The sequence below is a fragment of the Aquimarina sp. Aq78 genome, assembly GCF_900299525.1.
Classification (GTDB): domain Bacteria; phylum Bacteroidota; class Bacteroidia; order Flavobacteriales; family Flavobacteriaceae; genus Aquimarina.
In genome coordinates this window covers 132,454-150,873 of the sequence record NZ_OMKA01000029.1, presented here as the reverse complement: position 1 = coordinate 150,873, position 18,420 = coordinate 132,454, and the positions used below count along the sequence as shown (strand labels likewise).

The 18,420-nt window shown below is 31.6% G+C and carries 17 protein-coding genes; 8 read left to right on the top strand and 9 right to left on the bottom strand.

The window, feature by feature from the left end:
• Positions 1-120: 120 nt before the first annotated feature.
• The 3 genes from DG435_RS20160 to DG435_RS20150 all read left to right on the top strand — a co-directional run bounded on the left by DG435_RS20160 (position 121) and on the right by DG435_RS20150 (position 3,421).
• The gene (locus DG435_RS20160) at positions 121-933 is read left to right on the top strand and encodes a M23 family metallopeptidase (RefSeq protein WP_106793633.1); all 813 of its coding nucleotides are present in this window, start codon (positions 121-123) and stop codon (positions 931-933) included.
• A 171-nt stretch (positions 934-1,104) separates the two neighbouring features.
• A complete protein-coding gene (locus DG435_RS20155; protein WP_106793634.1) occupies positions 1,105-1,464 on the top strand; it encodes a hypothetical protein in 360 nt (119 codons plus the stop codon).
• A gap of 163 nt (positions 1,465-1,627) precedes the next feature.
• Positions 1,628-3,421, top strand: coding sequence for a DUF885 family protein (locus DG435_RS20150; protein WP_106793635.1), 1,794 nt, complete (start codon positions 1,628-1,630; stop codon positions 3,419-3,421).
• A 124-nt stretch (positions 3,422-3,545) separates the two neighbouring features.
• Here DG435_RS20150 and DG435_RS20145 read toward each other — a convergent pair whose 3' ends face one another.
• Positions 3,546-4,646 (bottom strand): nuclear transport factor 2 family protein, encoded by a 1,101-nt coding sequence (locus DG435_RS20145; RefSeq protein WP_106793636.1) that lies wholly within the window; start codon positions 4,644-4,646, stop codon positions 3,546-3,548.
• 174 nt (positions 4,647-4,820) lie between these two features.
• Positions 4,821-6,020 carry a hypothetical protein gene (locus DG435_RS20140; RefSeq protein WP_106793637.1) on the bottom strand — a complete coding sequence of 400 codons (1,200 nt, stop codon included), beginning with the start codon at positions 6,018-6,020 and terminating at the stop codon, positions 4,821-4,823.
• Positions 6,021-6,252: 232 nt separating this feature from the next.
• Between DG435_RS20140 and DG435_RS20135 the strand changes: the two genes are divergently transcribed.
• The 3 genes from DG435_RS20135 to DG435_RS20125 all read left to right on the top strand — a co-directional run bounded on the left by DG435_RS20135 (position 6,253) and on the right by DG435_RS20125 (position 9,280).
• Positions 6,253-7,296, top strand: a complete 1,044-nt coding sequence (locus DG435_RS20135) for a sensor histidine kinase (RefSeq protein ID WP_106793638.1) — start codon at positions 6,253-6,255, stop codon at positions 7,294-7,296.
• 42 nt (positions 7,297-7,338) lie between these two features.
• Positions 7,339-8,112, top strand: a complete 774-nt coding sequence (locus DG435_RS20130) for a LytTR family DNA-binding domain-containing protein (protein WP_106793639.1) — start codon at positions 7,339-7,341, stop codon at positions 8,110-8,112.
• A 61-nt stretch (positions 8,113-8,173) separates the two neighbouring features.
• Positions 8,174-9,280, top strand: coding sequence for an AraC family transcriptional regulator (locus DG435_RS20125; protein ID WP_106793640.1), 1,107 nt, complete (start codon positions 8,174-8,176; stop codon positions 9,278-9,280).
• 25 nt (positions 9,281-9,305) lie between these two features.
• On the opposite strand, the gene DG435_RS20120 is transcribed toward DG435_RS20125, so the two are convergent.
• The 3 genes from DG435_RS20120 to DG435_RS20110 are packed head-to-tail and all read right to left on the bottom strand — an operon-like array spanning position 9,306 to position 13,092.
• Entirely contained in the window at positions 9,306-11,531 is a 2,226-nt protein-coding gene (locus DG435_RS20120) for a carbohydrate binding family 9 domain-containing protein (protein ID WP_106793641.1), read from the bottom strand.
• Positions 11,532-11,559: 28 nt separating this feature from the next.
• A complete protein-coding gene (locus tag DG435_RS20115; RefSeq protein ID WP_106793642.1) occupies positions 11,560-12,063 on the bottom strand; it encodes an ankyrin repeat domain-containing protein in 504 nt (167 codons plus the stop codon).
• Between the two features lie 24 nt (positions 12,064-12,087).
• A complete protein-coding gene (locus DG435_RS20110; protein ID WP_106793643.1) occupies positions 12,088-13,092 on the bottom strand; it encodes an SMP-30/gluconolactonase/LRE family protein in 1,005 nt (334 codons plus the stop codon).
• Positions 13,093-13,322: 230 nt separating this feature from the next.
• Here DG435_RS20110 and DG435_RS20105 point away from each other — a divergent pair, with 230 nt between their 5' ends.
• Both DG435_RS20105 and DG435_RS20100 read left to right on the top strand, forming a co-directional pair.
• Positions 13,323-14,339, top strand: a complete 1,017-nt coding sequence (locus DG435_RS20105; RefSeq protein ID WP_074408280.1) for a sensor histidine kinase — start codon at positions 13,323-13,325, stop codon at positions 14,337-14,339.
• Positions 14,340-14,370: 31 nt separating this feature from the next.
• Positions 14,371-15,066 carry a LytTR family DNA-binding domain-containing protein gene (locus DG435_RS20100; RefSeq protein ID WP_074408279.1) on the top strand — a complete coding sequence of 232 codons (696 nt, stop codon included), beginning with the start codon at positions 14,371-14,373 and terminating at the stop codon, positions 15,064-15,066.
• 17 nt (positions 15,067-15,083) lie between these two features.
• Here the strand turns inward: DG435_RS20100 and epsC are convergent, their stop codons facing one another.
• The 4 genes from epsC to DG435_RS20080 are packed head-to-tail and all read right to left on the bottom strand — an operon-like array spanning position 15,084 to position 18,407.
• Entirely contained in the window at positions 15,084-15,821 is a 738-nt protein-coding gene (gene epsC, locus DG435_RS20095; protein ID WP_106793644.1) for a serine O-acetyltransferase EpsC, read from the bottom strand.
• 10 nt (positions 15,822-15,831) lie between these two features.
• The gene (locus DG435_RS20090; RefSeq protein ID WP_106793645.1) at positions 15,832-16,245 is read right to left on the bottom strand and encodes a DoxX family protein; all 414 of its coding nucleotides are present in this window, start codon (positions 16,243-16,245) and stop codon (positions 15,832-15,834) included.
• A gap of 4 nt (positions 16,246-16,249) precedes the next feature.
• Positions 16,250-17,005 (bottom strand): DUF6503 family protein, encoded by a 756-nt coding sequence (locus DG435_RS20085; protein ID WP_106793646.1) that lies wholly within the window; start codon positions 17,003-17,005, stop codon positions 16,250-16,252.
• 4 nt (positions 17,006-17,009) lie between these two features.
• On the bottom strand, positions 17,010-18,407 hold the full coding sequence (locus DG435_RS20080) for a nuclear transport factor 2 family protein (protein ID WP_106793647.1): 1,398 nt from the start codon (positions 18,405-18,407) through the stop codon (positions 17,010-17,012).
• Positions 18,408-18,420 lie beyond the last annotated feature (13 nt).

Genomic DNA, 18,420 nt, shown 5'->3' with positions numbered 1-18,420 from the left:
TTTACTCATATATTGAATGTAGAATGATTTGGTTTCTTTATTGGTTATACCTTGTTAATTGATTGATTAACATATTACTATCGGTATAGTTTTTGTAGCTGTTTAGATAAAATAAAACTTATGAAAGGTACTTTACTTCTTATTTTTTGCCTGTTTTCAATAGGTATGTTTTCCCAGGATAACTTTAAACTTTATTATGAAGAAACAGAAAATGGGTTTAAGATTCTGGCAGATAATGATGAATATACTCCTGTATCTGCAAAAATAGACTTCAGATTAGAAAACTTAACATCAACTAATGGTAGCAATAAAGTTTTTGTAGTACCAGCAAAAACAAAAAGACATACAATTACGGATCTAAAAGTAATTGATAGAAAAAAACGCATAAAACTGGGATATGAATCTATCTATAATCATGGAAATCATAACCAAAAAAAATACGATACCGGTTTTAAATACTACTTGCCATTTAAAAAAGGAGAAGAATATTGGTTATCCCAAGGATATAATGGAGCTACTTCTCATCAAAATGAAAATGCATTAGATTTTAAAATGCCAGTAGGAACTAAAATTTATGCAGCACGGGATGGAGTCGTTGTAGATATCGAAGAAAGTTTTAGTAAAAGTTGTACCTCTGCCGAGTGCGCCAAGTATAACAATTTTATTCTTATCTATCATAGTGATGGTACTTTTGCCGAGTATACCCATATTAAAAAAAATGGAGCACAGGTAAACATTGGAGATCAGATAAAAATAGGTCAATTTATAGGATATAGTGGTGATGTAGGTTGGGCTACAGGGCCGCATTTACACTTCATTGTATTTTTTCAAAGACTAAAAGAAAGAATTACCTTAAAAACAAAATTTCTGACCGGAAAAGGAAAACAAGCTATTGCACTTAAAGAAAAAGAGAAATACCTTAGAGAATACTAATTTACTTTTGATAGATTTTAAATACATCATACCAGTAAATGGGGTATAAAACATCCCTGTTTTCAGTACCCTAATTTTCATCGTTTACGGTGTTTTATACGCGCTTAAACGACTATATCTTGCACAGTATTAGGAACAGTTTTATTATAACTTTTAATACCAGATATACAGATGAAAAAGATTAATATACATACATATATTGTTACATTTATTTTACTTTATGTTTTAGCAGCAATATGTAGTCTAATTGGATACGCCAACAATGAAGAAACACTTGTTTTAACTCCCACAACAGAATTTTTATTAAAATTATATTCTATAGTTAATCTTCCTACAAATACTATAGGATATTCAGAATTGTTTAAAGGAATCTATGGTGTTATAGGAGGATTAGCCCTTAATGTAATGTTATACTCCCTGGTATTTGAGCGTTTTGTATTTTGTGTAAAGAGCCTTAAAGAAAGAATTATGTCAAAAACGAAATTTTCAGTTAGAAAAAGAAAACAAGCTATTTTACTTATAGAAAAATAAGTATACCAAAAGCTTACCAAAACCCAGTACATCATTGACCTCACAAGTTCGTAAAACTTGTGAGGTCAACGTTTGTTTAGAGAAGTTACTACAGTGTTAAGGTGCATTTCTTTTCGTGCTAATTTTCCTATCTTTCATTCCTAAATCAAAAATATACCATATCATGATCAAAAAGATGCTTTCTATAGCTTGTTTTGCTATGATTTTTACAGCTTGTAAAAATGAAGCTACTACTACCAAAGAACCTGTAGAAAAGGTAGATGTTAGTGCCAAATTTAACGAGATGCTAGATAATTATTATGAAGAAGGTCTGCAGCTTAATCCGGTACAAGCTACTTTTGCTGGGGATAATAGATTTAACGATCAATTTCCTAACCCTCTTGCAGATGAAACAGTAAGTAAAGCTAAAGCTTACTTTAAAAAATATAAGGAGCAATTGGCGCAATTTGATGATACTACATTATCTGAAAGCGAGAAAATGACTAAGGCAATTCTCAATTGGGAATGTGATATGAATTTAGAAAGTTTTAATTTTAAGCAAGACTATTTTCCTATCGATCAAATGTGGTCTATTAATCTTGTTGCCGGGCAATTGGCTAGCGGTGCAAGCGCACAACCCTTTAAAACTGTCGAAGATTATAATAATTGGTTAAAACGTCTGGAAGGATATATTGATTGGATGACATCTGCCGAAGCAAAAATGAAAGAAGGTATGGCTGCAGGGTATGTGTTACCAAAATCATTGATCGTAAAAGTGCTTCCACAATTAGAAGCATTAACGGTTGAGAACTTGGATCAACATCTTTTCTATACTCCTGTAAAGAATTTTCCAGAAGATTTTTCTGATGAAGACAAAAAACAATTAACAGAAGCTTACAGCAAAATGGTTTCCGAAAAAATTGTTCCTACCTATAAAAGCCTTCATAAATTTATGAGTACAGATTATATGGAAGCGGGTAGAGCTAGTTCTGGTATTGAAGGTATTCCTGGCGGAAAAGAGTTTTATCAATATCAAATCAAGTTGTACACAACAACGACTATGACAGCCGATGAGATTCATAAGCTGGGACTTTCTGAAGTTGCCAGGATCTCCTCTGAAATGGAAAAAATTAAAGAGCAAGTAGGATATGCCGGAGATCTAAAATCATTTTTTGATCATGTGCGTAATAAGAAAGAATTGATGCCATTTACAGAACCACAACAAGTAATCGACAATTTTAATGCAATCCATGATCGCATGAAGCCACAAATTGAAAAACTGTTTGATGTAAAGCCAAAAACACCATTTGAAGTACGTAGAACAGAAGCTTTCCGTGAGAACTCAGCTAGTGCAGAATATAATCCAGGGTCATTAGATGGTACGCGTCCGGGGATTTTTTACACCCCGATTCCAGAGGTAACCAAGTATAATACTTATAGTGATGAATCGTTGTTTTTACATGAAGCAATACCAGGCCATCATTATCAAATCTCATTAACTCAGGAAAGTGAAGAATTACCAAAATTCAGAAAAACATTATGGTATAGTGGTTATGGTGAAGGTTGGGCATTATATAGTGAATCTTTGGGTAAAGAACTAGGCTTGTACACAGATCCATATCAGTATTTCGGAATGTTAGGAGCAGAGATGCATCGTGCCGTTCGTCTTGTTGTAGATACAGGATTACATTCTAAAGGCTGGACACGTGAGCAGGCAATTCAATATTCATTAGATAATGAAGCAGAATCAGAAGCAGGGATTACTTCAGAAATCGAACGTTATATGGCTAACCCAGGTCAAGCATTATCTTATAAAATTGGGCAGTTAAAAATAAGAGAACTTCGTGCTAAAGCCGAAGCAGCATTAGGAGATAAATTTGATATTCGCCAGTTTCATAATCAGGTCTTAGAAACCGGATGTGTGCCACTAGCATTATTAGAAAATAAAATCAATACGTGGATCTCAAAAAATAAATAATTAGATCTCGAGAAATATTTTGATTCATAAAATAAAAAACGCGCATAAACTTATGCGCGTTTTTTAATAGGTTCTATTAGGATTGAATTCTATTGTTTAGATCTAAAAATTACTAAATCAAGATTTACTTTATTAAACCTGTTTTACTTTCAAAGTCCTGATCCTTGACTTGATTTATTTTGATGTCGATAAAATTGTAGTTATATAAATCAGTACCTTGAATAAAAGTTGATTGTTTAAAAACAGAGATCCCATTTATTTTTTCCCAATCTTTAAAAATAACAGTTACCAAATCTCCTTTTTCATTCGTATTGATATCAAAACCTAACGGAAGAAAGGAATTGAAAGCGTAATAAAAGTTAACAGGTCTATTAGCATTATCCTTAAATTGAATATGAAATGCAGTTTGATTCTGAAATTTGGTAAACCCTTTTAAAACAGGAGTGGCATATCGGGTTTCGGGTTTAAAACTTAACCAATGTAATTCATGACCTCGCGCAAATATTTGCATTTCCGTACTTAAAGACTCGGTAAGTGATTGTGTGTTTACGTCGTAATACCATGAGGCATCTTTTCCATGTTTTATAATGCTATGGTCTTTATTATAAACTTGTTCCATTCTCCCATCAGTTTCTCTAGATAGTATAAGAGTTTTAAAAGAATTCTTAGGACCTTTACAATCGGCTAGAGTATAGATAGAAAACATATCAGAATCGCCAGAAATACCTAAATTAGTTCTTACTTGATTCAAAACTATTTCTGCAGTAGTGTATGCATCAGCCTCTGTATTAGCAGTGCTAATGATTTTCCATTCATTATCGATTTTTTTTAGAACACTTTGCCAGGAAACTACCCAATATACAGGTTCATCCTCTAAAATTCCTTTTACAGTCACTGATCCAATATAGCTAGCCATAGAGCCATCATCAGATATTTCAATAATAGGATCATCACGTTTAACCAGTTGGTGAAACTCCATAGTGTCCAAGTATGATTGAGTACCCGAAATCCTATCAGATTTTTTTATTCGTTGTATACTACCTTTTCTAACATCATACCACTCTTCTGCATTAGGTTGATAAAACTGATTGGCATCTTTGTTAAAATGAGCTTGTTCTACCAGATCCATTAATGACTGGATTTTATGTTTTTCGACCTCAATGTCAACTGGTTTTTCACATGATAAAATGGAAAGCACTAATAGTACAGCGGTTATTTTATTCATAATATTGTGATTAAAGTATCCTGAAAATATTTCTCTTACATTCTTAAAAGTAACAATTCCTTGTATAGGTAATTAATAAAGGTTTGTTAAGGAAAATTTTAAAAATCCGAAAAAATAAAAGGAAACATTACAATATTAAAAGTAATTCACAGAATAAAATATAGTGTCAAAGTATCAAAAGCCCTTAAACGCTTCTGCATTTCTTACCAGAACAAGAACATCATATCTAAATATAGTTTTCTTAAAGGCATCAGAAAAATTAGAATAGGCATAAGACCTTAAAGAAGCTAAATCCAGCACATAATACTTCTTGGTTATGGTTGGTATTATCTTCTTAATTTCTTCTGGAAAATCTTTAATATTATCAAATGGCACTACAGGAATAGGTGAAAATGGATTTCCTATAGCAGCTTTTCCAGTTATACCCATCACAATGTAATGTAACGAATGCATTTTGTTGGTAATAGCCAATTCACTAGCCATATTAGAAATGTCATAGATATTAGTTCGATTTAATCCTTTTGCCGCATGATTGGCTCCTAGTTTAAAGATTACTTTTGGAGTGTTATTATCGACTTTTACTGTATTGTAATAGTTTAAAAAATTATGTTTCATTAATTGACTCCGAGTATTGTTATTTTTATAATACTCTTTGGTGATCATATTATAGGCATATATTTCCTTAGTTTTCCAGAGTTGTTTTAAAATTTCGATTTCTTTGGTATCTGTAGCTAGTTCTAGTAACGATTTGTGTAAAGCTTCGTTATATTTAAAAATGTAGGTCGCTCCGTACTTTTTATTAGCTATAGCATATTGATAACCTTCATCGGCTTCCTTTTTTAATTCCTTTAGTTTTTCTTTTAGGGGCTTATTGGCTGTAGTAGAAATAATATAATCAAAATTGAGACGAAACTGAACCATAAAAGTCTGATCAATTCCCCAGAGCGTTCCTTTCTTCTTAATCACATTAGTAAACAGATCATAATCATCTTCATTATTATAAAAAGGAATAGCAAAAGGAAACTCCTGATGTAATTTTTTTGCATTACCGATAGGGTCATTAGATGAGGCTATGGCCGTTATTTTTTCTGCAGCTATGGCATCTGTCTCTATACAAAGCGTTTGATAACCAAAAGGTTGAGCTATATCGTATATTGTGTTTGTAAAAAGCCCTGCTTCTTTAATACCGTGCTGCTCTCCTACAAATACAAATTGACTGTTTTCTAATCGCTGTTTTGTGAAGGATAAAAATGTATCATCTTTGAAGTCCTCTATCTGAAAACTGTACTTTGATAAATCAATTTTATCCTGTGAGTATATGAATGTTGTAGATAAAAAGGCAATACTTAGAAATAAAGAAAAAATAGTTTTCATTGCATATTATTTTGAGATTGATACCTCAAAAATACTTCGTTTGTATTGTGTTTTTTTGAAGAATATCATGAACCCTAATATTATACCTTTGAACTTAATTTTTTAAAGGATAAACTATGCAATATAGGATATGAGCATGACGACAAAATTATAGAATAGTAGAGTAAATCTGCTTTCGTAAAATAGATTTTGCCTTCAATTGCCTATTTTTATTAGTGTAAAATGATTCGATATGAATATAGAAACACCTAAGTTATCTCTGGGATGGCGACTTGTTATCGTTTTTATTGTGGGGATGGTTATGTTTAGCATTATAGCTATTGCATCAAAATTTAAAGAAGCTCCTAGAATAGATCTACTTTTTTTATTGTTATGGATATCTATTATTTACTTAAGTTTTGAAGTAATTCATAGGTTTCAGAAAAAGTTAGTGCAAAAGAACTTAAACTCTATTTGGATCTTTTTGGGAAGTAGTATTGGCGGAACAATTACCTATACGATCTCTTTTTATTTTTATAAATGGTTAGACTATTTGATTCTGGGTAGTGAGCCTCCTATGATACAGCATATAATATTTTCTGCTTTGACCGGGCTAGCAATTTGTATGATCTTTGGTCTAATTTTGCTGACATTTAACTGGAAAAATCAGTACTACATTTCTCATATACAAAATGAACAATTCAAAAAGGAAATTATAAAGGCAAATTTATCAATTCTTAAAAACCAACTTGACCCACATTTCATGTTCAATAACTTTAATACGTTATATTACTTAATTGATGAGGATGGTGCACTGGCACAAAGATTTCTGAAAAATATAGCTTCGGTATATAGGTATATTCTCCAAAATAATGAAAAGGCAATTATACCTATATTACGTGAATACGAGATGGCACGACAGTATCTTTTACTTATTGAACAACGCTATAAAACAGCTCTAAAAGTACATGATGCAGTAGATTCAGCATTTTTTGACTATAAAAGCGTTCCTCCATTGGTGTTACAACAGCTTATTGAAAATGCCGTAAAACATAATAGAATAGATGAACAATCACCGTTACACATTCACTTTGAAGTAACAGAAAACTATTTTACAGTAAAAAATAATAATAATCCTAAACGTACAGCTGGCACTACTGGCACTGGATTAGAAAATATAACAAAACGATATGATTTCCTTACCGAGAATAAGGTGATTATTTCGAATACCAAAGATGAGTTTAGAGTGTCTATACCTTTACTACCAACAATCAATGAAACAAACAGCGATGTTTAATTTTTTTCATTTAATATCAATAGATTATAAAAAAATAAACGTGTGAAAATTAGAACTATCATATTAGAGGATGAAGCAACTGCCAGAGATCATCTAATAAAGCTAATTGCTAGGATCAGTACAGATATTTCTGTCATTGCTTCAATTTCTACAGTAACAGAAAGTATAGATTGGTTTCAATCCAATGAACATCCGGATTTAATTTTTATGGATATTCACTTATCCGACGGGATTTCTTTCGATATATTGAAAGAAGTTACCATCGATGCTCCTATTATTTTTATTACCGCTTATGATGAATATGCCATACGAGCTTTTAAAACAACAGGAATCGATTATCTGCTAAAACCTATCAATAAAGAAGATTTACAAAATGCATTACGAAAATTCTTTAAAAGCCGAGTCAAAGATGCAGATGAATGGATGATTAGAAATATAGATTTACTTCAACGCATACAAAAAGAAGAAAAAATAGTGTATAAGGAACGGTTTTTACTGAAATCAGGAAATAGTATGACGCCAGTAAAAATAAGTGATATAGCGTATTTCTATAGAGACGAATTGGTTTTTGCAAAGCTTTTAGATGGAAAATTATTTCCTTTAGATGATTCTTTAAACCAATTACAAACGATAATTAACCCTAAAGAGTTTATTCGATTAAGCAGACAACTTTTGGTAAACATAAATGCAATAAAGAAATTGACTCCTTCAAAACCAGGTCAATTATCGGTACTGTTAACTCCAGAATACCACGATGAAATACATTTGAGCCCAGAACGATCGAGATGGTTAAAACTTATACTCGACGGAAAATAGGAGATAAACATGATAAAACTTTTCTTTTTATGAGGATAAAAAAAGAAAAAGCTATTTTTATATGATGTATCATTGGAATGAGATTTTTATTGGTATCCAGCTATGTATTACAATTCAATTAGTAGTAGTAGGTTCTGTAAATGTATTTACAAAAAATACAAAAAATGTCTTTCTGGGGATATACTGCCTTCTTGTAGCTAATGCACATATAGCTCTTATTTTTAGTGATTTCTTCAAAAAAGAACCTTACATGTATGCTTTTTTTGGAGGATGGAAAGGGTATTTTTATGGACCCATTTTATACCTTTATTTAAAATCGTTAAGTAAAAAATGGAACCATAAAAAAGAATGGATTCATTTAATACTTCCATTTGCTTTATTTGGATTGTCTCTTTATCGTTATTTTTTTATAAGCCAGGAAGATTCAATGATTGTAAGGTTAAAAGCAGTGGGATATTTTTTCTACTGGACCCTGTTAATTTCTTATTTCATTTTAGGGATAAAAGAATTTAAACAGCATATAAGAATAAACTTAAAAGAAAAATCAAAAATTAGATTTCAAAGTTTTTATACCATAGTAAATACTCATTTATTGTTTACCATTATACCGGGATTTATATTATTTCTTAGTATTTATACCGATGTTAGCATCATTGAGAACTTAACAGAAACTGTTGTATTACCTTATTATGAATATTGGGCTGTTCCTATATATATGCTTCTTTTTATATTCTTACTCTTTTACGGGATTACAGAATTGCAATGGGTAAAAAAATATTTTCTGATAGCTTCTATACATCAACCTGTGAATGACTTTCAAAAAAATGCAGATGTTTTTATACATATCAAAGAATTTTTCTCTGCCAACGAAGTGTTTAAAAACCCAAACCTCACTATAGACGAATTATCTCTTTCTTCGGGGATTACCAAATCTGCAATTCGATCTGTTTTGATCGAAAAAGGATATTCTAGTTTTACTGATTTTGTGAATGAATATAGAATTAAAGAATTTAAAAATAATCTGAAAGAAGAAAAGTATAATAATTATGACCTGGCCAGTATTGCTTTATTATCAGGATTTAATTCTAAAGCAACATTCTATAGAGTTTTTAAGAAACATACTGGTATAACTCCTAATGAGTATAAGGCAGGTGTAATACGTAAATAAATTATTAGAATAGATTAAAAAGGGGTCATCGTATAAAGGTTTTAGAAAATTTGATAATCAGTATTTGATTATCTGTAAATGGTAATCTGGGCTGCAATGCATTTCTGTTGGTATTGGCATTATGGTTATACACCACATATAGGTCAGTACCTTCTGTAGGATTATACCTAAACCTAAGATTCCACCCTAATTGATCACTTCGTGTATCGTATTGTACATAAGAATTTAATGATGTTTTGGAGGATAAATTAAATTTTAACCTCGAAAAATACCGACTTAAATTTAATTTTCTAGATGTTTCATCAATATAACTTTCGGGAAACCTAAGACTATTGTATGTGCCACCTAATTGAGCTTGAACAAGAGTGCTAAAATCATATGAAACGTTGTATGACATAGTAAACTGGTTTCCGCCATAAAATTCTCCTATTTCTGTATCTAGTGTAATTTTATATGGCTTTGCATTCCCTGAAATGAAAATAGGATTAAATTTCCACATCTTGTATTGTGCTGAAGGGATAGTGACTCCTTCTGCTATTTCCCAATCACTATATAAATTATCTTCTTGATAGATAGGAAAAAACATAGTTAAACGATGCCCTTTTTTATGTATCGCTGTCATGTATAAATTTGTTTGAAAAAAATCGTGATTACCAGAATTAGACAACCAGTTTTTTCTAAAATAATGACCGATCGAAAAGAATTGTAAGAATGAATGATTGGTGAATGACTTCCTCCAGCCATGGTTTAATGTCAAACGCTTGGTATTAGGTTGAGAGACAAAACCCAATTTAGGGTCGAAGTTTTCTGTGTATTCCCGAAACCTGTATTGCAGTCCAAAACCATTGTTCTTAAATGTGTTTATTGAAGCTCCATACATTGGTTTCCAATCTCCCTTTTCTTTATCAAAGGTTGCACCCACTGTTAATTGTGTTCTAATAGTATTAGTTAAACGAATATTCGCATCTACAGCTATCAAATGGTTATGATCTTCATTACTTAATGAATTGGTATTTATAAAACCAATATATGACCCTAGTTTTCCTATGTTTTTTTTAATTCGGGTTACGCTCTTATTAGCAGAAGCAGCTACTTCATTTACCTCATGTGTTTGCATTGATAAAAGCCCGTATTGCCATTTTGTATTCCCTCCTGTAAATCGAATACCTCCTATAATGGGAATTGAAGCACCATCTTGAATACCAATACGCCTGGAATGAAATAAACGATGATCAAATTGATTAGAGTTGAATATATCAGCATTTTCGAGGAAAAACAGTCGTTTTTCATTTAAAAATATTGGGAAACGAGAAATATTAACAATTCGATCATCTGCTTCTACCTCTGCAAAATCTGTGTTTAATGTAAAATCTATCGTATGATTTGCATTAGGTTTAAATTTTACATCCAACCCCAAATTACTTAATACTTTATCTAATACTTCATGATCGGCATATTGTTTACGTTCTAAAATAGTAGTGTTACTTTTATATGCTGTTCCTTCTTCGTTAATGAGGTTTTCCCGAATAGCATTTGCCTTTATATACGGAGTTATATACAGTGGTTTTGTTACCGATAAACCTGTAAAGCGTATTTCTTGGGCATTTGTAAAATGATGTAGTGCATTACCAATATCTATATTTTTAAGATGAGACGTTATACGCTCGTTTATCTCTTTATATTTTACAGTTGCTTTAAACCTCATGATATTCTCAGAAGATTTTTCATATCGTAACGATGAAAACGGAATTCTCATTTCTGTACTCCATCCCTTTTCTGTAATAATCGATTTAACATTCCAAAAGGTATTCCACGAAGTATTAAATTCCTCACCATTACGGCTTACTTCCATATCCTGTCGTGCACTCAATGGATTTGTTCTAAAAATAAGCGTATTTATTTTATCATTATAAGTGTCGATATGTATTTGAAAATAATCGTCTTTTACTTGAGCTACATCTCTTTCTAGTGTTGTGGCAAATATTTGAGAAGGATCTCTAAAATTAATAATTCCACCTACATAGAGGTATTCTTTATCGTATAGAATTTTTACGATTACTTGCTCTGATGCTGGAGTTCCTATATTAGGATCTATTTGCTTAAAGTCAGAAAATTCTAAGGCGTCACTCCATGCATTTTCTTCTAATTTTCCATCCAAAATAATAACATTTTTTCCTAAAGGAACATCAATAATTTCTTGTGCCGATGATACTACACTCACCAGCATACATACGATAAAAATAGACCTCATTTGATTTTTCTGTTCGTTTTTTGATTGTTTAAAAGAGGTCTGTTTTTGTCTTTTTTAGACCTAAAGATTTTAGATACTCAGTAACTTCTTTTGATTGATCACCACCCCGTTCTGCGTGATGAAGAAGTGTGTATCCATGTGGCCCTTTTGCATGCAGTGTTCCAGGTGAAAATTCTAGTATCGATTTGATGATGTCGATCTTCCCGAAAAGAGCAGCGGTAAACACATTAGCTTGAGCGCCATGATCTAATAGGTATTGAGCCAGTTCTTTATACCCAACATGACTTGCGGCTCCCAAACATGTTTCAAAATCTCCACCTCTCCAATCATGTGCAGCATTGATCAGTGTTGGGTGTTGTGCTAATAATTCTTTTACTGTTTCCAAACTTTTATGCCCGGCACCCACAAAATTCTGCACTATTCTTTTGTCTAATTGTGGTTTTTCTTGCTCTTGCGCAAATATCGTATAAGGAGCTGCAATATATAATCCAGTGGTTAATACCCCCGTAGTTAAAAATTGTTTCCTGTCCATAATTAATGTTTTTATAAGATGTTATTAGTCATCTAGTTTTACTTTTAAAATGGTGGGTTCGTATAATTTTTCCATAGGGAATAGTGATCCGTCTTTATTAAAGCTTCCGAATTGAGCGTTTGCGATATAATACAATTCGCTATCGACCAAAACTCCTGTTGTGGGATTGTTCATCATAGGGTGATTGTGTTCTAGTAATACAGTTTTTGTAATAGTATTTTGCTCTGCATTGAGGACGAATTTTTTAACCGAGTTTTTACCAGGTTGTATACCGATCAAAGAGTTTTTATAAAAGTATAATCCGTCTATGCTTTTGCTACTAGTTATATCTGTACCCTCAGGATATTGTATATTCTCTTTTTTTCTGGTTTTGATATGAATGCGAGTAATTCCTTCAGAATGTGCTATAAATAAATGGGTATTGTTATCAGAAATAGTAATTCCATTAGGATATTTTATTTCAGAAAGATAAGTTAAGACTTTTAGTTCATCTTCATTATTCTGAATGGTATATATCATAGGGTTAGAAAACATATGTGTAGCATACAGATTTCCCGATGTATCTAAAACGATATCATTAAAGAAATGAACTTCTCCTGGGATATCGATCCAATATTTTTTGATGAGTTTTCCTGTTTGCAAATCATATTTAAAAATCCCCGCAGGACGTCCCTCGTTTTTATCTTTTCTACTATACCCTATAAGATTACTTCCTCCAGAGCTACATACCCATAAGTGTCTTCGTATCGGATCAATTTTCATCCCGATAATCATATGTAAACCGTCTTGTTGTGGTTTTACAAAATCACGATATGTCCCGTCTTTGGATCGTTTTATAATTTTTCCTTTTCGGGTACTTCCTATATAAAAAGACATATCTGCGGGATCATAAGCCACGTTTTCGGGTAATAGATCTTTTTCGGGAATCGTATAGGCTATAAAACTTTTGTTGAATTGCTCATTTGGTTTTTGTGCACTACCATAAAAACCAAATCCGATAAAAAAAATGATATAAATAACTGTTTTCATCTCTTTTGTTTTAAAAATATGTGAGGTGGATAATGTTTATTTTTTTTCTTCCTAGACGAATGTATTTGATAAAGGAATTGAGAAGATCGATTTTATATTAAACTCTTCTTTTTTAATGTGTAATTGCATTGTACTTATGTGAGTTGATTACGCATAAGTAAATTATAGATTTGCATAAATTATGGATTTGGGTAGGACTGAAAACCAAAAATCATATAGCTTTGTTATCAATGAAGATTAAAAGCATTTGGTTTCATATTGGTTTTTGGATTGTATATACCGCAATATTTACTATTGTTGAAGCTAGTTATAAAGGGAAATATACCGAGGCATTGGCTTTTGAGCTTATGAATATGCCGATGCGACTTATTATCGTATATTTTAATTATTTTATTCTGTTGCCAAAACTCTTATTGCAAGGTAAAACGGTAAAATATTTTGTGTATACTATACTCACATTAATAGTCTCTGGATTTATTCAACGAATTATTAATTATGAGATATTATCCATTCTCTATCCTAATATGACGGATTCTGGAATGTGGCTACCGTATAAGTTTTTACAGGCTTCTATGATCATAGCTTCTCCTTTAATTTTTATTATTGGAATTTCGATTATTTGGAAAGTAGCAGAGTTACAAAAGAGGGCTAAAACTCTTGAAAATGAAAAATTGCAATCAGAATTGAAGTATCTAAAATCACAAATTAATCCTCATTTTCTTTTTAACACTTTAAATAATATCTACGGACTATCTTTAGAAAGCTCAAAAAAAGCCCCCGAACTTATACTTAAGTTATCAGATTTCCTTAGCTTTTCTTTATACGAGAGTTCTCAAAAATTTATTCTTTTAGAAAAAGAAATTAGTTTGCTAAATGACTTTATTGATTTAGAAAAATCTCGTTTTGAAGATAGGGTAGATGTACAGGTTTCTATTCCCGAACATATAGATCCGGTATCTATTCCTCCTCTTATTTTGGTGCCATTTGTAGAAAATGCATTTAAACATAGTTTAAAAAACGAAACCAAAATTGCTCATATAATTGTTAAATTAGAGGTAGTAAATAATCAACTAATTTATGAAGTTATAAACTCGAAACCAGAAGCTACTTTAGAAGATTCTTCACTAAAAGGAATTGGTTTACAGAACATCAAAAAAAGACTAGATATCCTATATAATGATCGATATCAATTAGATATTAAAGATGAAGAAAGATTATATACTATTGTATTAAAAATTGCTATTTGATAAGGTAAGTTGCAAAAAATAAAAGAGACAGATGAAGCTTCGATGTATTATAGTAGATGATGAACAGACTGCAAGAAATATTTTAAAAAAATATATTGGAGATGTCTCTACTTTGGATCTAACAGGAGAGTTTAAAAATGCTCTTGAAGTCTTGGATTATATCCAGAATCATTCAGTAGATGTGATGTTTTTAGATATTGAAATGCCCAAGCTTTCGGGCTTAAATCTAGCCAAAATTGTAGAGCATAAAATTAAAATCATATTTACAACTGCACATCGTGAGTTTGCTCTAGAAGGCTTCGATTTAAGTGCAGTTGATTATCTGTTAAAGCCTTTTTCTTTTGATCGATTTTTAAAAGCTATTCAGAAAATTAACCCTGATTTTTCAAATACTACGGTCACGTCTATACCTGTAGTAGATCATATTTTTGTGAAAGCTGATAAAAAAATGGTTAAAATTAATTTTTCAGAATTATTATATATCGAAGGTTTAAGTAACTATGTCAAAATTCATACAACAGAACATACTTTGGTTGTCTATGAAAAGCTGAGTGATCTCGTACAACGATTACCTTCTTTTTCTTTTATGCGCATACATAGGTCTTATATTGTAAATACCGAAAAAATAAAAACATATACCAAAGAGTATGTAGAAATTAAAAAAAGACATATCCCAATAAGCTTAACATATCGAAATGCATTATTGTCTTTTTTAGAGAAGTCCTAAGGTTTCTCTTGAGAAAATTATTGTATTTTATTTGCCTTTCCTTTAGGTTTTGCTGGTATTCCTGCAACTGTGATGCCTGGTGCTGTATCTTTTAACACTACAGCTCCGGCAGCAATATTAGAATGTGCCCCTATAGTTATATTCCCTAATATCGTAGCACCCGCTCCAATAACTACGTTAGAACAGATTTTTGGGTGCCGTTTTCCTTCTGTTTTTCCAGTACTACCCAAGGTGACATTATGAAAAATAAATACATCATCCTCAATTTCGCAAGTTTCTCCTATAACAACACCTATCCCATGGTCAATTACCAATCCTTTGCCAATTTTTGCTGCTGGATGTATATCGGTTGCATAGGTTTTAAAAATTCTATTTTGTAACCATTTGGCAGTTACCAGATTTCTTTTTTTAAATAGTTCATGAGAAAATCGATGCGCTTGTAATGCTTGGTATCCCCTGAAAAAAAACAATACTTCAAAATAATGGGTACACGCAAAATCTCTTTCGAAATAGGAGGTGAGATCTCGCTTAAAAGTATCTTTTAGTTCTATGTTATCAGTGAGAATCTCCTTAAAAATAGCGGCTAACTCGTTAGAAGTTATAAGATCATCAGAAAGCTTTTTACTTAGTATGATGGTTAAAACATCTGCTAAGTCCTTGCATTGTTTTTCGTAATGATCTAAAATTTTCTTTGCAATCGGTTCTGAAGTGTTTTCTAATTCTAATCGAATTCTATCCCAAATATTGCCTGTCATTTTTTAAAGTTTAAGGTTTACTTATAGATAGTTTACCCGATCCCATAAATATAAAGGCAAGACAACAGAATAATATAGCCAATGCTGGTGTCATGGCCTCAATACTATCACCAAGACGTATATGTACTAGTGCCGCTATTATAAAGTTTATTACCAGAACTAATGAAGCTAATCGTATATGATAACCGATAAGAATCAATAGGCCTCCTATAGCTTGTATATACACAGATAGGATAGCACTAATTACAGGAAAAGGAAAACCGTTGATATGAAGGAAACCAGAGAATTCTATCATTCGCTCCCAACTAACGATATTATCTATTACTCCATATAGCAAACGCAAACCCACAAAAAATCGTAGAATAAAAACCCCAATATATGCTCTAGAGCTTAGTTTTTCTTTTAAATCATATGTTCTACTCATACGTTTACTTATTTTGAACTACTTCTTTCACTATGATATCAGATCCCGAATATACATCGGTATTATATTCGTGCCAATGTCGTATTCTTGGGATTTTAACTCCATCAATGGTAATCTCACCAGAAAAATAAAGACGTTCTCCTTTTGCAGGATCATCAGGAAATATGATTTCGATACCTAAAATCGTATAGTCTTTTTGAGAAATAAATACATTCCAGTGTTTAGAAAATATAGCTTCTTTCAAGACAAGTTCGATTTTATAACTATCTGTGTCGTTAAATATGGCTTTACTTGCTTTACCAAAAGTATCAACTGTAGCGTTATTTAAAGACATGGGTAAACCAATTAAATGCTGATAAAATTTTTGATAGTTGAGGTTTCGCTCCGGTTGCAATCGATATTTTTTTATCTGAATACTATCTGTATTAATTTTTCCATCTAAAAGTGTTCTGGAGATTCCTTTTTCATCTATTATATGTGTAGATATATGCTGATCTCTATTTCTTGTTAATTCAAAGCTATTGTCATTATTATTCATTTTTAAGATAGAATACCTGTGGGGATTAGATAAGCGAGGTTCTTGGATATGAATTTTGAGATTTGTCATCGACCACCGATTATCGGGATCGTACGTTTTTATGCTTTTTTGAAGAATGACTTGAGTATCTAGTTGTTTTTCTTCTTTTTGGGTAGTGCAACCCAAACAAATCAATGTGCCCAGAACAAATAGATGAGATGTTTTGATAAGTTTGATTTTCATATTTTTATTTTAATTCAATTTTACTGTCATGAAACCCTGCTCGTTTCCATATATTTCCTTCTTTTATCCAGACGTGGGATACTCTATATTGATTTTCTATAGGATTTCTTTCTTTGATATCGGTGGTTATTATTTTTGCTGTAATAATTGCAAAGTTTTCATATAACTCGAGTTGCGTTTCCTTCATGTCATAATTAGTAACTACCAAACGACCATCATCGATATCTTTTTTTCTCTTTTTTAAATATTCTAACCAGGCATTTTTTCCTATTGATTTTGATGTTCCGTTAGTATGCCGATAATTATCGGTTATCAAGCTTTCAAGTTTTGCAACATTACCTTCTTTAAAAGCAGTATTAAAAGTAGTAATTGTACGGGCAAGCTCTAGCTTATCAGATACAGAATTAATTACGTTTTCTATTGCAATATCCAGATCGGTTTCTTCAACAAGATAAGAAGTAAAATGCTTATATATTGCATTATGATAAAAACTAAAAATGTTTTCACGATCCATATATATTGTATACTCATTAATTCCTTGTCCTAAAAATGCTTTCTGGCTTACTTTACCTGTTATGTAAAACAATATGGCATGCCAGAGATTTTTTGGAGGCTTTACTTTTAACTTTTCACTTACTCTATTTATACTTTCTGCGATAGCTCCTTTTCGTCCTTTTATTACAGTATGACTTGCTTCATGAAACAAGGTTTCTACCCAATCACCTGCTATTTCTGGATAATTAATAACAGTACTTAGTACAATAGAGCTGGGAGTTCGACTTAATGTAAAAGCGCCGCCTCCCGGACTTTTTATCGAAAGATCGATGCGTATTTTGGTATCCTGCCATTTTGCCTGAGCCAATTTTGCGATTCGAGAAATGATAAAATCTTCTGTTTTTTTGATAAGATCAATATTCTCCTGCAACTTATCGGTATTGATTTGTCGATGAGTTTTCCAAAAATGAGTACTATAGATTCGTTTAAAATCGTTGAGGTTTTTTATGAAAAGAATTTCGAACCTGGATTCAGGAAGCATGTCCTGCTCAGTATAGTTGATGATCCATTTTCTAAACCCTATCAATTCCTGGTTGAAATGATTTTTTAAATCTATATGATCTTTATAGTAGGTTATGGTTTTTTGAAAAAGTAGTTTTTCTTTTTGACTAAGTTTTTGCCAAACCTCTTTTTTAACCAGCTTATCTAATGGTTTTTCGTAGGATGCAGCAGCAGTTTCATACAAATAGAAATGAAGATTAATCCAGAAGTTATTATGAAATTCAAAATACGTAGTGGTTTCAATACCTGAAACTTTAGGTTGTGCAATCAAAGAATAATTGAATATCAAAATAATATATAGTACAACAATATGTCTACATTTTATGTATTTGCTCTTATTTATCATTTAAAGTATTATT